General features: G+C 45.6%; 11 protein-coding genes. 6 read left to right on the plus strand and 5 right to left on the minus strand.

Translation table 11 applies throughout. The annotated features are described in order from the left end of the window. The first annotated feature begins 429 nt into the window (after window positions 1–429). Window positions 430–627 carry a type II toxin-antitoxin system HicB family antitoxin gene (locus tag QUB52_RS27045; RefSeq protein ID WP_332975412.1) on the plus strand — a complete coding sequence of 66 codons (198 nt, stop codon included), beginning with the start codon at window positions 430–432 and terminating at the stop codon, window positions 625–627. A 148-nt stretch (window positions 628–775) separates the two neighbouring features. Here QUB52_RS27045 and QUB52_RS27050 read toward each other — a convergent pair whose 3' ends face one another. The 3 genes from QUB52_RS27050 to QUB52_RS27060 all read right to left on the minus strand — a co-directional run bounded on the left by QUB52_RS27050 (window position 776) and on the right by QUB52_RS27060 (window position 3913). Then, on the minus strand, window positions 776–2185 hold the full coding sequence (locus tag QUB52_RS27050; RefSeq protein WP_332975413.1) for an NAD(P)(+) transhydrogenase (Re/Si-specific) subunit beta: 1410 nt from the start codon (window positions 2183–2185) through the stop codon (window positions 776–778). Further along, the gene (locus QUB52_RS27055; RefSeq protein ID WP_106150865.1) at window positions 2182–2475 is read right to left on the minus strand and encodes an NAD(P) transhydrogenase subunit alpha; all 294 of its coding nucleotides are present in this window, start codon (window positions 2473–2475) and stop codon (window positions 2182–2184) included. The genes QUB52_RS27050 and QUB52_RS27055 overlap by 4 nt, the downstream gene beginning before the upstream one ends. 289 nt (window positions 2476–2764) lie before the next feature. Then, entirely contained in the window at window positions 2765–3913 is a 1149-nt protein-coding gene (locus QUB52_RS27060; RefSeq protein WP_332975414.1) for a Re/Si-specific NAD(P)(+) transhydrogenase subunit alpha, read from the minus strand. A gap of 528 nt (window positions 3914–4441) precedes the next feature. Here QUB52_RS27060 and QUB52_RS27065 point away from each other — a divergent pair. The 3 genes from QUB52_RS27065 (at window position 4442) to QUB52_RS27075 (ending at window position 8362) form a co-directional block, all read left to right on the plus strand. Next, a complete protein-coding gene (locus tag QUB52_RS27065) occupies window positions 4442–4954 on the plus strand; it encodes a DUF2808 domain-containing protein (RefSeq protein ID WP_332975415.1) in 513 nt (170 codons plus the stop codon). A gap of 451 nt (window positions 4955–5405) precedes the next feature. Then, window positions 5406–6674 carry an MFS transporter gene (locus QUB52_RS27070; protein WP_332975416.1) on the plus strand — a complete coding sequence of 423 codons (1269 nt, stop codon included), beginning with the start codon at window positions 5406–5408 and terminating at the stop codon, window positions 6672–6674. A gap of 104 nt (window positions 6675–6778) precedes the next feature. After that, window positions 6779–8362: an MDR family MFS transporter gene (locus tag QUB52_RS27075; protein WP_332975417.1), complete on the plus strand. Its 1584-nt coding sequence runs from the start codon at window positions 6779–6781 to the stop codon at window positions 8360–8362. 135 nt (window positions 8363–8497) lie between these two features. Here QUB52_RS27075 and QUB52_RS27080 read toward each other — a convergent pair whose 3' ends face one another. Together QUB52_RS27080 and glyQ are read right to left on the minus strand one after the other, a co-directional pair. Beyond that, the gene (locus QUB52_RS27080; RefSeq protein WP_332975418.1) at window positions 8498–9265 is read right to left on the minus strand and encodes an ABC transporter ATP-binding protein; all 768 of its coding nucleotides are present in this window, start codon (window positions 9263–9265) and stop codon (window positions 8498–8500) included. A 212-nt stretch (window positions 9266–9477) separates the two neighbouring features. After that, on the minus strand, window positions 9478–10356 hold the full coding sequence (gene glyQ, locus QUB52_RS27085; RefSeq protein ID WP_332975419.1) for a glycine--tRNA ligase subunit alpha: 879 nt from the start codon (window positions 10354–10356) through the stop codon (window positions 9478–9480). A gap of 181 nt (window positions 10357–10537) precedes the next feature. Here glyQ and QUB52_RS27090 point away from each other — a divergent pair, with 181 nt between their 5' ends. Beyond that, window positions 10538–11458, plus strand: a complete 921-nt coding sequence (locus tag QUB52_RS27090) for a hypothetical protein (RefSeq protein WP_332975420.1) — start codon at window positions 10538–10540, stop codon at window positions 11456–11458. A gap of 39 nt (window positions 11459–11497) precedes the next feature. After that, window positions 11498–13498 carry an SUMF1/EgtB/PvdO family nonheme iron enzyme gene (locus tag QUB52_RS27095; RefSeq protein ID WP_332975421.1) on the plus strand — a complete coding sequence of 667 codons (2001 nt, stop codon included), beginning with the start codon at window positions 11498–11500 and terminating at the stop codon, window positions 13496–13498. Window positions 13499–13569: the final 71 nt, after the last annotated feature.

Here is a 13569-nt window from a genome sequence, read left to right on the forward strand (position 1 = left end):
GTAAAAATCACCATTAATTAGTTCCTCTTTTCTCTTAAAAGTCATTACAAAGTGTGTTTGTAGCTTCTAACAATGGTAAATTTATCTTAAAATATACTCATCACTGATGAACAGTGTTCAATAAGATGCGTTCCCCCTGGTTGGCGGATGTTAAAAGGTTGATCTGACATAGTTGAAAAGTTTTTAATTTAATTGACTTTAGCTCTAAGGTTAGTACAATTTTTGCAGTTCTATTAATTCTTTAGGATTTTATTATATTTAAAAATCTCTGTTCGCAGGTATATTTGACTAGCACCGATCGCCCGTGACTATTTAAACCAAGCTAGCATGGCATAGGGCGATCGACCTCTCCACCGAACAGCGAAAGATGTGATATAATCTTAAGTAAAACTATAATTGTTTGAGCTTGGCAGTCCGCCACTTCAAATTATGAAGTCAACACAACAGTTTACAGCAATCATTGAACGAGAAGGCGACGGATATGTATCCCTTTGCGCAGAACTTGATATTGCCAGCCAAGGTGACAATATAGAAGAAGCCAGACGGAATCTGATCGAGGCGCTCGAACTATTTTTTGAGACAGCAGATCCTTCGGAAGTAAAGAATCGGTTGATACTCGGCGATTGAAATCGCGACTACACAAACGAAGTCGGCCTCCGCCGACTGAAGAGTATTGATATCAAAACTAAATCACAACAAAAAACCCGGTTTCTTCTTGAAGAAACCGGGTTTTATCATCTGCGTTAATCCGCGTTCATCTGCGATCGCAAAAATCCTACAATTGCTTCACCTCAGCAACCAACTTCGCAACCACATCCTTAGCGCTACCAAACAACATCATCGTCTTATCCTTATAAAACAACTCATTGTCAACACCCGAAAAACCAGCACTCATCCCGCGCTTAATCACGATCGTATGCTTAGCCCTATCAACCTCCAAAATCGGCATCCCGTAAATCGGGCTCGCCGTATCGTGGCGCGCCGCCGGATTCACCACATCATTCGCCCCGATTACCAAAGCAACATCGGTTTCGTCAAATTGCGGGTTGATATCGTCCATATCGTACAACTGCGGATAAGGCACATTTGCTTCCGCCAACAACACATTCATGTGCCCCGGCATCCGCCCAGCCACCGGGTGAATTGCGTATTTCACGTCAACACCCATTTTTTCCAAACCGTCGGCTAACTCGCGCACGGCGTGCTGTGCTTGCGCTACAGCCATCCCGTAACCCGGAATAATTACCACCGATCGCGCATAGCCTAACATCATCGCACTTTCTTCGAGATTGATGCTGCGAACAGTTTTGTCGATCGCCCCACCAGCAACAGCCCCAGCAGTCGCACCGCCGCCACCGCCACCAAACGCGCCAAACAACACGCTAGAGATCGATCGATTCATCGCCTTACACATGATCTGCGTCAAAATGATTCCCGACGCGCCCACAAGTGCCCCAGCAATAATCAGCATATTGTTCATCAAAATGAACCCAGCCACACTCGCCGCAATCCCCGAATAGGAGTTAAGCAGCGACACCACCACGGGCATATCACCGCCCCCAATCGGCAGCACAAACATGATCCCCAGAATATTGGAAATCGCCACCAAACCTAGGAATACCGGCACATTATCCGGGTGAAACACCATATAACCGCTGCCGGCTAAAAGCGCGATCGCCAGTAAAGCATTAAACGGCTGTTGCAGCGGAAACGAAATCGGAGCACCCGGTAGCAATTCTTGCAGTTTTGCAAACGCCACAAGGCTACCAGTAAAGGTAATTCCGCCGATTAACACGCCCAAAAGGATCGTAATCGTCGTATCGGGCGCAGGCGATTGCGAGATGCTGAGATAGCGCCAGAATTCGCCCACAGCAACAAGTGCAGAAGCCGCGCCCCCGAAACCGTTAAGCAAACCCACCATCTGCGGCATATCCGTCATTGCGACGGTTTTCGCCATAATTGTTCCCACAATGGAACCGATGATGATGCCGACTGCAATCAATTCGTAGCTGATAACTTGCTTTTCGAGTAAAGTACCGACGATCGCAATAAACATCCCGATCGCAGCTAACACGTTTCCTTGACGCGCAGTAGCCGGGGAACCCAATTGTTTCAAACCGACGATAAATAAAGATGCGGCCACTAGATAGCCTAGCTGAATGCCACTGGGCAGAAAATCGCTCACGCTTTAACCTCTTTTTTCTTGAACATTTGCAGCATTCGATCGGTGACTAAGAAACCGGCAACAACGTTAATTGTGGCTAGGGCGATCGCGATCGTCCCCAAAATCGAAGTAACAGTCACATTTCCCTGGCCCGAAATCAGAATTGCGCCTAAAACCGCAATTCCCGAAATCGCATTCGATCCCGACATCAAAGGTGTGTGCAGCGTCGGAGGGACTTTGTTAATTACTTCAAATCCCACAAAAGACGCTAGAGTAAACACCACTAAACCTGCAATCAATCCTTCTGCCATAACAATTGGTAATTGGTAATTGGTAATTGGTGTCAATTTAACGCTAAAGTCCTTTTTATCTCTCGTTTCTTGCCTAGTCTCGATCCCCCTAAATCCCCCTTAAAAAGGGGGACTTTGAATGCTTCTTGTCCCCCCCTTCTTAAGGGGGGCTAGGGGGGATCTGGGCCTGGTCGCCAAACAACAGTCTCTGACCACATTTGACGTGTTTGTTGACACCAATGGGTAATCAGTAATGACTCGTTGTAGAGCATTGTAACGAGAGAGGACTTCAGTCCTTACTACAAACCTGTTAACTGACTACGGATGCTTGAGCAGCCAAAGCATCTCGCACGCGCTGGTTGCTAATTTCGCCATCGCGGGCGACACAAGAACCAGCAATGATATCATCTTCAAAATTCAAATTGAGTTCCTGATCTTTCAGCATCAACTGAACTAAAGCCGAGATATTCTTCGAGTAAGTTTCGCTAGCGTGTACCGGCATCGACGAGGGCACATTAATCGGGCCGATGACATTAACGCCGTTCCATTCAACATCTTTCCCCGCTTCAGAACATTCGCAATTGCCGCCTTGTTCGGCCGCGAGGTCAACAATTACCGATCCGGGCTTCATTTGAGAAACCATTTCTCTAGTAACTAAAATAGGTGCTTTTCTGCCAGGAACTTGAGCAGTTGTAATCACTACATCGGAAGCGCTGACGTGTTGAGTCAGGACTTGGCGGGTGTATTCTTTGGCGGCTTCTGATAACTCTTTTGCGTAACCACCGGCGGCGACTGTTTCTTCCTTGAGTTCGACATCAACGAATTTAGCACCCAAGCTTTGTACTTGTTCTTTGGTTTCCGGGCGGATGTCAAAGGCTTCGACAACTGCACCCAAACGGCGCGCTGTGGCGATCGCCTGTAAGCCCGCAACGCCTACACCCATTACCAATATTTTCGCGGGGCGGATTGTACCCGCCGCAGTTGTCAGCATTGGGAAATATTTCGGCAATGCACAAGCTGCAATCAGTACGGCTTTGTAACCGGCGACGTTGGCCTGGGATGACAGTGCATCCATGCTTTGAGCGCGGCTGGTGCGGGGGATCATTTCCATGCTGAATGCCGTTACTTGGCGATCTGCCAACCGCTGCACTAAAGCCGGATTTCCCAAAGGATTCAAAAATCCGATGAAAACTCCTCCTTCGCGAAGTTGATGAACTTCTGATTCTTGCAATTCCCCGATTTTGACGACGACATCGGCTTCGCCCCACAGCGTAGCGGTATCACCGATAACACGAGCTCCGGCTTCTTCGTAAGCAAGATCCGAGAAAAAGGATTTTGCGCCGGCACCGGCCTCTACCCAAACTTCGACGCCTTGTTTGACTAATCGGGCTACAGCGTCGGGTACTAAGGCTACCCGGCGTTCGTCTGCTTGGACTTCTTTGGCGATCGCTAATTTCATTAACTCTCCTTTACTCTAGACATAGACAGGGCGGTTGAAACCGCACGCATACATGGCGGTTGAAACCGCGCCTGGACGAGACAGGGCGGTTGAAACCGCCAGAAAGTCAGACAAAACCTGCCGACGCAGGTTGAAATTCAAATTTCCCAGTCCGCGGAGGCGGACATCGTTTGTGTAGGCGCGATTTCAATCGCTGGCTGTTTTTCCCAGTCCGCGGTTGAAATCGCTTCTGGCTTCTCACGTTGATACTAAAGCCGATCGCCAAAAATACACTCGCTTCTTTAACTTGTCTTATAGATTCAAATTCGCTAAATTGTTAAATTTGCAGCCGAGCATGATAAAATAAAACGCTGCCTAATTCTGTAGTTTGAATGTCAGTTGTCAGTATTACACAAAAAAAAATTGATTGAACTCGGGCGATCGCACTCATGAAATTGCCAAAACAGTCGCTATATTAAAGGCATTCATTGCAAATTGCCCGCAGTAAATATTTAAGGTTCCATTGTAATTTTGGTCAGAGGAGCGATTATGAGACGATTATTTTCAGCACTAGCAGTTACAGGTTGTTTGCTGACAGGCTTACCCGCCATCAGTTTAGCCCAGTCGATGCCCGGATTCACGATTTTCGGCGGCCCCGAACGCGCCAACCAATTAAACTATCGCTTGGATTACGGCAAAGCCGGGATGAATGGCGACAGATACCGGCTGCGAATTCCTTCCAAAAAAGTAAGTTTGGCGATCGCCCAACTCAACATCACTTATCCAGACTATTACAAAGGCGAATTCGACCAAAAAGACATTAAAGTGCGCGTCAAAGACAAAACAATAGAATTGCAAGAAGTAATCTGGGACAAAGAAAATCGATTCATAGAAATTTATCCCGCAGAACCAATTCCAGCAGGTAGCAACGTTGAAGTTGTGCTCTCCAACGTCCGAAACCCAAGTCCGGGCGGAATGTACAATTTCAACCTCCGCATCCGCACCCCAGGGGACGTTCCATTGATGCGTTACCTGGGGACTTGGCTGTTAAGCATTGAGTGAGGAAAAGGGCACAAACCGAGTTTTTTGTCCAAAAATACGCGGTAACAGCCCGCAAATTCCCCAAAAAACCCGGTTTCTGAGCAACCCGCGATCGGCCAGAAACCGGGTTTTTTGTCGAAAAATAGGCGGTAACAGCCCGCAAATTCCCCAAAAAACCCGGTTTCTGTGATGGGAGTGCATAAATCCTGAATACTCAAATCTCCACAAATACGTCAAAAGTATTATTTTTGGGCGATCGGACTCCAAAATCAACGAGCATCCTCTATACCTTAAGAAGGAGCCCACAACACAGTTAAATTCCCCATTCGATTGGGGGATGCGAGGGCGAGGGAGACTCCGCTATAAACAATAAATACAAAGGTTTTTAGGCGCTTGTGAAAATCAATAGCCCAGAGGCGCTACCTACAAAATGTTTACCAATCAAATAGGATTGATCGATCCGTACTGATACATGAATCTACAAGCAAAAATCAAATCCATAAAACTTCCTCCGGCCCTCAAATCTCGAAATTATCGCCTATTTTTTGCAGGACAAGGCATCTCACTCATTGGCAATTGGATGACGCAAGTCGCTACTATTTGGCTTGTCTACAATTTGAGTGATTCACCTTGGATGCTGGGCGTAGTGGGATTTACCAGTCAAATTCCCACATTAATTTTACTGCCTTTTGCAGGAGTTTTAATCGATCGCTGGAACCGGCACAGAGTCATAATTGCCACTCAAATATTAGCAATGGTTCAATCCTTAGCCCTAGCATTTTTAGCGCTAACAGGAGTCGTGAACATTTGGCAAATCCTAGTATTGAGTTTCTTTCAAGGGGCAATTAACGCCTTTGACGCACCCGCACGACAAGCTTTCGTGCCCGAGATCGTAGACAAAAAAGAAGACTTAGCAAATGCGATAGCCCTCAACGCTTCCATGTTCAACGGAGCCCGATTGATCGGGCCAGCAATTGCAGGTTTGCTAATAGCTACAATCGGCTCTAGTTATTGTTTCCTGATTGACGGACTAAGCTACATCGCCGTAATTGCAGGCTTATTAGCGATGAAAATCAAGCCGCGCCAAATTCCCGCAACTAATACAAAACCCTTACAAAGATTAAAAGAAGGATTCGTTTACGCCTTCGGCTTTCCGCCGATCAGAGCAATTCTCCTCTTATTATCATTAGTCAGCTTCGCCGGAATGTCACACACAGTATTAGTCCCAATTTTTGCCACAAAAATACTCCACGGCGACGCAGAAACCCTCGGCTTTTTGATGGCAGCTTCTGGAGTCGGAGCATTTTCAGGCGCGATTTATTTAATTGGACGAAAAAGTGTCGTCGGTATCGGCAAATTAATTGCTATTTCCCCCGCCGTCATGGGATTCGGACTGATCGGTTTTGGTTTATCCCGAGTCTTGTGGCTGTCATTAATCATGATGTTATTCGTGGGGTGGGGTTTCATCATCCAATTTGCAGCCGGAAACACATTCTTGCAAACAATTGTAGAAGACGACAAACGCGGCAGAGTGATGAGCATCTACACAATGGCATTTTTTGGAGTCACACCATTTGGCAATTTAGTAGCCGGCGGATTGGCCAATTATATCGGATCTCCCAACACAGTCATACTTGGCGGTATAATTTGTATTTTAGCAGCGGTAGTTTTTAGCAAACAGTTGCCCGCTTTAAAACACTTAGTCATACCAATTTATCAAAAAATGGGTTTAATTTCCTAAACAATTGATAAACCTCCCTCCTTCCTAATCCCCTCTCCTTCTCTGCGCCCTCTGCGCCCTCTGCGGTTAAAACATCCAAATTAATTACACAAGATGCAAAACCAATGGCAAATACCAGTGCAATTCCCCAACAGCAAAGCGACGATCACGTTCCATTAAAAACTTGGATCGGCGTCATGGCAACAATGATCGGCGCTTTCATGGCGGTTTTGGACATCCAAATCACCAACGCTTCTCTGAAAGATATCCAAGCAGCTTTAGGCGCAACTTTAGAAGAAGGTTCTTGGATTTCCACCTCTTATCTAGTCGCAGAAATAGTCGTAATTCCGCTGACGGGTTGGCTATCGCAGGTGTTTTCTGTCCGCCGCTACATTTTGGTAAATGCCGCTTTCTTTGTATTCTTTTCCATGTGCTGCGCTTGGGCGTGGGATTTGAATTCAATGATTGTTTTTCGAGCTTTGCAGGGGTTTACGGGCGGCATTTTAATTCCTATGGCTTTTACGTTTTTGCTGACAAATTTACCGCCCAAAAAGCAACCAGTCGGCATGGCGATGTTTGCCCTGACAGCTACTTTTGCACCATCCATCGGGCCGACATTGGGAGGTTGGCTGACGGAGAATTACGGCTGGCAATATGTCTTTTATTTAAATTTGGTTCCGGGGCTGCTGCTGCTAGCAGGTGTGTGGTATGCCGTCGCCCCGACGCCGATGCGGCTCGAACTACTAAAAGGGGGCGACTGGTGGGGAATTGCCTCAATGGCGATCGGCCTGGGTTCCCTGCAAGTTGTGTTAGAAGAAGGCAGCCGCAAAGACTGGTTTAGTTCTGATTTGGTTTTGCGTTTAAGCATAATTTCTGCCATATTTCTCGGCGCTTTTTTCTGGATTGAACTAACTAGAAAAAAACCGTTTATTAACCTACGATTATTGACTCGCCGCAATTTCGCTTTAGCAACTGTTGTGAATGTTTCTTTGGGGGTGGGATTGTACGGTTCGGTGTTCATTTTGCCCCTGTATTTAGGTCAGATTCAGCAGTATAATGCCATGCAAATTGGCGAGGTGATTATGTGGGGCGGCGTGCCGCAGTTATTCCTCGTGCCGATGGTGCCGAAATTGATGCAGCGAATAGATACGCGGCTGATGATTGGCATCGGTGTGAGTTTGTTTGCGGTGAGTTGTTTTATGAATGCCAGCATGACTCACGAGACGGGCATCGATCAGTTGCGTTGGTCGCAATTAGTGCGAGCAATGGGACAGCCTTTGATTATGGTGCCGCTGTCAAGTATTGCCACGGCTGGTATGGCAAAACACGAGGCTGGTTCTGCTTCGGGTTTGTTTAATATGATGCGAAATCTGGGAGGTTCGATGGGGATTGCGGCCCTAGGAACTTTGGTGACGATGCGCGAGCAATTTCACTCGAATCGATTAGGGGAATCTGTTTCTTTGTACAATCAGGCAACGCAGGAGAGAATGAATCAAATGACTCAGTATTTTGTGAGTCGCGGTGCTGATGCAAGTGTGGCGCATAACCAAGCAATTCAGGCAATTGATGGTCTGGTTCGTCGGGAAGCTTATGTCATGGCTTTTAATGATTGTTTTTACTTTGTGGGAATTGCTTTGTTGTTAAGTGGGATTGCTATTTTGGGTTTTAAAAAGGTGAAACCGGGTGCTGGTGGTGGGGGCGGTCATTGAGTTTGTTTTGGGGCGGGTTCTCCGGCCCACCCCACAAGAGTTTTAAGTATGTGCATTTTGGGGCGGGCTCTCCGGCCCACCCCCACAAGAGTTTTAAGAGTTGGAAAAATGCAAAGTAAATATTTTTTAGCTTGTTCACCATTCTTGTTGGGCTTCGGCTTCTGCTTGGATTAAATCTTGCCGCAGTTGCACCCAATTTATTTGATTAGATGGCAAGTCTTCGATCAGTTTTCCGCGCTGTAAATGCAGAATTCTGGTGCTAAATTGCTCGGACAATTCTAATTGATGGTTGACCATTAAAATTGTGGTTTGGCCGTTGGTTAGCTGTGTCAATACTTGCAAAAGATGGGCGGATTTTCCTGCGTCTAGGGCGGATGTTGGTTCGTCTAAAAGCAAGATTTTGGGTTCCAGGATGATGCCGCGGGCGATCGCCACTAACTGTTTTTGGCCCGTGGAAAGGTGCAATTCGGTGCGATCGAGCCATTCTTGAGGTATGTGTAATTGTGCGATCGCCCCGCTAATTCTCTCAGCAATGTTTGATGGAGTGACGCCCCGCAGCTTCAAAGGATAAGCCAATGCTTCTCGCACCGACATCCCCAAAAGCTTGGATTCCTGTAGAATCAGGGTGATTTGTCTGCGGAGTTCGATCGCCGGAATTTGTCGGTATTCCGTATTTTCCAGATAAATCGAGCCGCTGGTGGGGCTACTGAGTCGGTTTAACAAGCGCAACAGCGTAGTTTTCCCAGCCCCCGAAGGGCCGACAATTGCGATGCGATCGCCAGAGTACACATCAAACGAGATATTGTCTAATAAGTAGCTAGAGGCGATCGGTGTTTTCAAACTTACACCATCAACACGCAATTGAGGAATTGTTTCTGTATTATTTTGTGAATAATTAGGCATTGAATTAATTTAAAATCCCAAAAAGTTGCACATATTTCGATCCCCCTAAATCCCCCTTAAGAAGGGGGACTTTGAGCGGAATCTTGTCCCCCCCTTATTAAGGGGGGTTAGGGGGGATCGGAATTCTATGCAACGACCTATAAAATTGGTATGAGTCGAGGACGATCGCAACTAAATTCATCCGTGTATCCGTGTCGTTATCCTTTTCCTTTTCAAACCTTCACAGCTTTATCCAAAGGAAAACCCAGATGTTCGCGCTGTTCCAAATAAAGCTGAGCAACCCGGCGCGCCAAATTCCTAATCTTGGTAATGTAGCGAGTTCTTTCCGTCACCGAAATCACACCCCTAGCATCAAGCAAATTAAAAGTGTGAGAACATTTTAGCACATAATCTAAACTAGGCAAAACTAAGCCTTTTTGTGTTAATTGTTCAGCTTCTTGCTCGTACAATCCAAACAAAGTAAACAACAATTCAGGATTAGAAGCTTCAAAGTTATAACTACACTGTTCTATTTCCCCTTGCAGGAAAACATCACCGTAAGTTATACCATCTTTCCACTGAATTTTGGTCATCGCATCAACTTCTTGGAGATACATGGCGAGGCGTTCTAGCCCGTAGGTAATCTCAATAGATACCGGGCGACAATCTATGCTACCGCACTGTTGAAAATAGGTAAATTGGGTAATTTCCATCCCGTCAAGCCAGACTTCCCAGCCCACACCCCAAGCTCCGAGGGTTGGCGATTCCCAGTTGTCTTCTACAAACCGAATGTCATGGTCTTCCGGGCGAATTCCTAATGCTCTCAGCGAGTCTAAATAAACTTCTTGAATGTTAGGAGGAGAAGGTTTAATCAGGACTTGATATTGATAGTAATGTTGGAAGCGGTTAGGATTTTCGCCATAACGTCCGTCAGTGGGGCGGCGACAGGGTTCGACGTAGGCTACAGACCAAGGTTCGGGGCCAATTGCTCTGAGAAAGGTGTGGGGATTCATGGTTCCTGCACCTTTTTCTGTGTCGTAGGATTGGGCGATCAGGCAGCCTCGATCGCTCCAGAATTTGTTTAAGGTGGCAATGATTGATTGAAAGTTCACTGGTTTAAATCTAGTTAGTAGGTGTCTAAACTTATTTAAGCATACTAGGAGTGGCGGATTTATGGCGATCGCTCCTACGTACAGTTTCCAGCAACTCACAATGATAAAGATACTTTTACAATTTCCAGAAATCACCTTGCTTGTAGGTAAAATATGCTAATCACCACCAGAGATACCTAAGATGACCGATAACCTATCCCTGCCTAACATCCAAGAAACCGATACCCTGCTGTCAGACCTCCTTCAAGAGGTGCAAAAGTGGGAAGGAACGCTAGCTGGAGGGACAAAACTTGGTACAGGTGCAGCAGCCGTTGAGAGTCTATTGAAAACTCAGGTCAGCTTTGGCAATCCGCAAGATAGGTTGACCTTACTTACAGAGGAAACATTTAAAGAAAGTGGGACTGAATTAATTGGCATTTATAAACAGCAGATGCAGACTCAGTATGATTTTTATTACATGACACTAACAGTGGATTTGCGTCCCCAACCCGGCGCTCAATTCAGGCGGTTAATCTGTCAGCTCGATTTCCATCCCAAAGGTAGTAACGAGCCAATTATTCAGAGCATTTTTCCCAATCAGCAGTGGCGAACTGTGATGAATTTTGGGGTTGGTATGGACATCGGGCTAAATGGAAACCTCGAATGGAGTGCTGGAGTAGACAGCGCTTGGCTAGGTGAACTTACAAATCTGCTTCCGGGTGAGCTAAAAACCAATGCAGCAAATAAGAATGAACTCAAAGCATTTCTAGCGCTTCCTGAATATAAATACGAACTGAGTCATGCTGAGGTTACTGCCGTAGGTGACGGGAGTTCCACTTGTTATTGGCGCATCCAAGACGAGGAAATTCAAAAAGTCGGAACAGCAAAATTTGCAGTAGTTTTCAAAGTGCCTAAAGGAACAGAATCGATTAATTTGCGAGGGATTGCCTGGGCCGAACCCAATATGAAGTGGCTGACTGCCGATGTGCGTGATGTGTTTAGCGAATTATCAGATCGCTTCAAGAATCTACTGCGGCGTAAAGATGAAGCTGCGATTCAGTTTGCTCGAATTGCAAATAAAGAATGGTCGCTAATTCTACCAAAGGCAACTACTAAAGGCTAGAAAATCAGGTACTAATTCACTATTATATCATAAATATCAATGACAAAAGCTTACTGGACTTATCGAATTCGTGTTGCCAACTACGAGCGCGTGCAGGTACAAAAATGGAATGATAAACATGAACCATTCGGTGAACCATCTGGAATATTCCGATATCAAGATAAGCTAGCAGAGATTACACCAATGCTAGCAACTGCACGCAATGATGAGTTGCAGAGTCCCAGTCAAACACGAGCGATCGGAGAAGTTTTGTTTGAGATCCTATTTGATGATAGGCTGCTTCAAGACTTTGTGAATTTTTATCACCTGGTTGTGCAGCAGGAAAAGCAACTGTTGCGAGTAGAATTGGACATTGATGAACAGGGAATGCCTGAGATTGCTGCACTTCCTTGGGAGTTCATGTGCGTGCCTGCACGAGCAAATTTAGGCACAATTTGGCTCGGAACGGTTCCAGATTTGGCATTCTCTCGCCGTCGATCGCAGTGGATTCCAGCCGCTCCAATTCAGTTACAAAAAGATGAAAAGCTGAGGATTGCACTGGCGATTTCTGCACCTCAAGATCCAGATTTATCTTCAGTCGCTTACGAACCAGTGCAAGAGGCTTTGGAAAAACTCGCGCTAGAACTAGCAGATAGAGTAGAATTATTGCCAATCCTCAAGTCAGCTAATCCTGAAACGGTGGATGCAGTTTTGGCAAAAAAGCCGCATATTTTCCACTTTATCGGTCACGGGCGTTTGGTAAACGAAAATAATCGGGAAATAGGGCAAATTGCGTTTGTTGACCCAGCGTTTGAGGAAGCGATGTGGGTTGATGCCGATTACTTCAGCGAACTGTTTAATCAACACCGACCTGGTGTAGTGATGCTGCAAGCTTGTGAAGGAGGAATGCTGTCTGCATCCCAGGCTTTTGTAGGTGTGGCCTCCAGGGTGGTTCAGCAAAATATTCCCGTGGTTGTAGCAATGCAGTATCAAGTGACTAATATTACTGCCAGTCGATTTTCTCGCCAGTTTTATCAAAAGTTAGCGCAAGGAGATCCGGTGGATATTGCAGCTCAATATGGACGACGGGCGATCGCTTTGGGCCCAACACAATGTCATAAACGGGATTTTGCTACCCCTGTCATCTTTATGCGCGTGCAAGATGGCTATCTATTCAAACGTGACGATAAATCGAACAACAGTAACAATCTAGAAGAGTTTCCAACCCAGTTACAAGTCACTAGACAGCAGCAGAAATTACCTATAATTTCTACTCCCAGGCAAGGGATAGAGGGTTTGGAGGAACAACAAAATACCAAGTTGATTATCCCATCAATTCCGGGAACTCAAGCCTTTGAATTTATAACGGTGACAATAGATGCTCAAGGTGAAAAGATTAGTAGTTATCCAAAGCAGACTCAATGCCTTATCGAAGATTTAGGGAATGGGGTAATGTTAGAAATGGTTGTTATTCCGGGAGGAGAATTTTTAATGGGTTCATCGGAATCTGAAGGCAAGCGATACACTAATGAAAGACCTCAACATTCAGTTACAGTTAAACCATTTCTGATGAGTAAGACACCAATTACACAAGCACAATGGAGAGAAATTGCTTGTGTAAAAGAAGAAGTCCATCAAAAGCTCAAACTTCGTCCCTCAAACTTAGGAGGAAAAAAACATCCAGTTACTAATGTTTCTTGGTATGATGCCATTGAGTTTTGCGATCGGTTATCTCAAAAAATAGGTCACGAGTATCGTCTTCCTAGCGAAGCAGAGTGGGAATACGCCTGTCGTGCTGGAACTACAACTCCTTTTCACTTTGGCGAAACGATTACTAGCAACTTAGCTAATTACGATGGTAGCTATGTCTATGCCTCTGAACCTAAAGGTATCTATTTACAGAAAACAACTCCTGTAGGTTATTTCAAGATTTCCAATAACTTTGGACTATTTGATCTGCATGGCAACGTATTGGAATGGTGTTTAGATAGCTGGCATAAAAGTTATGATGGTGCACCTACCAATGGAGATGAATGGCTAGATGGTAGCGAAAATCGGTAGTAATAAATATGTAGTGAAATTTAATTACAGTAATTGAATACATAGGATAATTTTATAACTCACACAATCAA

It is taken from the genome of Microcoleus sp. A6-C6 (genome assembly GCF_036705955.1).
Classification (GTDB): domain Bacteria; phylum Cyanobacteriota; class Cyanobacteriia; order Cyanobacteriales; family Microcoleaceae; genus Microcoleus.

Excerpts from the sequence above, each read along its gene's own strand:
- QUB52_RS27055 (WP_106150865.1), bottom strand. The coding sequence starts at position 2,475 with ATGGCAGAAGGATTGATTGCAGGTTTAGTGGTGTTTACTCTAGCGTCT.
- QUB52_RS27090 (WP_332975420.1), top strand. The coding sequence starts at position 10,538 with ATGACCGATAACCTATCCCTGCCTAACATCCAAGAAACCGATACCCTG.
- QUB52_RS27045 (WP_332975412.1), top strand. The coding sequence starts at position 430 with ATGAAGTCAACACAACAGTTTACAGCAATCATTGAACGAGAAGGCGAC.
- QUB52_RS27080 (WP_332975418.1), bottom strand. The coding sequence starts at position 9,265 with ATGCCTAATTATTCACAAAATAATACAGAAACAATTCCTCAATTGCGT.
- QUB52_RS27060 (WP_332975414.1), bottom strand. The coding sequence starts at position 3,913 with ATGAAATTAGCGATCGCCAAAGAAGTCCAAGCAGACGAACGCCGGGTA.
- QUB52_RS27095 (WP_332975421.1), top strand. The coding sequence starts at position 11,498 with ATGACAAAAGCTTACTGGACTTATCGAATTCGTGTTGCCAACTACGAG.
- QUB52_RS27070 (WP_332975416.1), top strand. The coding sequence starts at position 5,406 with ATGAATCTACAAGCAAAAATCAAATCCATAAAACTTCCTCCGGCCCTC.
- QUB52_RS27075 (WP_332975417.1), top strand. The coding sequence starts at position 6,779 with ATGGCAAATACCAGTGCAATTCCCCAACAGCAAAGCGACGATCACGTT.
- QUB52_RS27065 (WP_332975415.1), top strand. The coding sequence starts at position 4,442 with ATGAGACGATTATTTTCAGCACTAGCAGTTACAGGTTGTTTGCTGACA.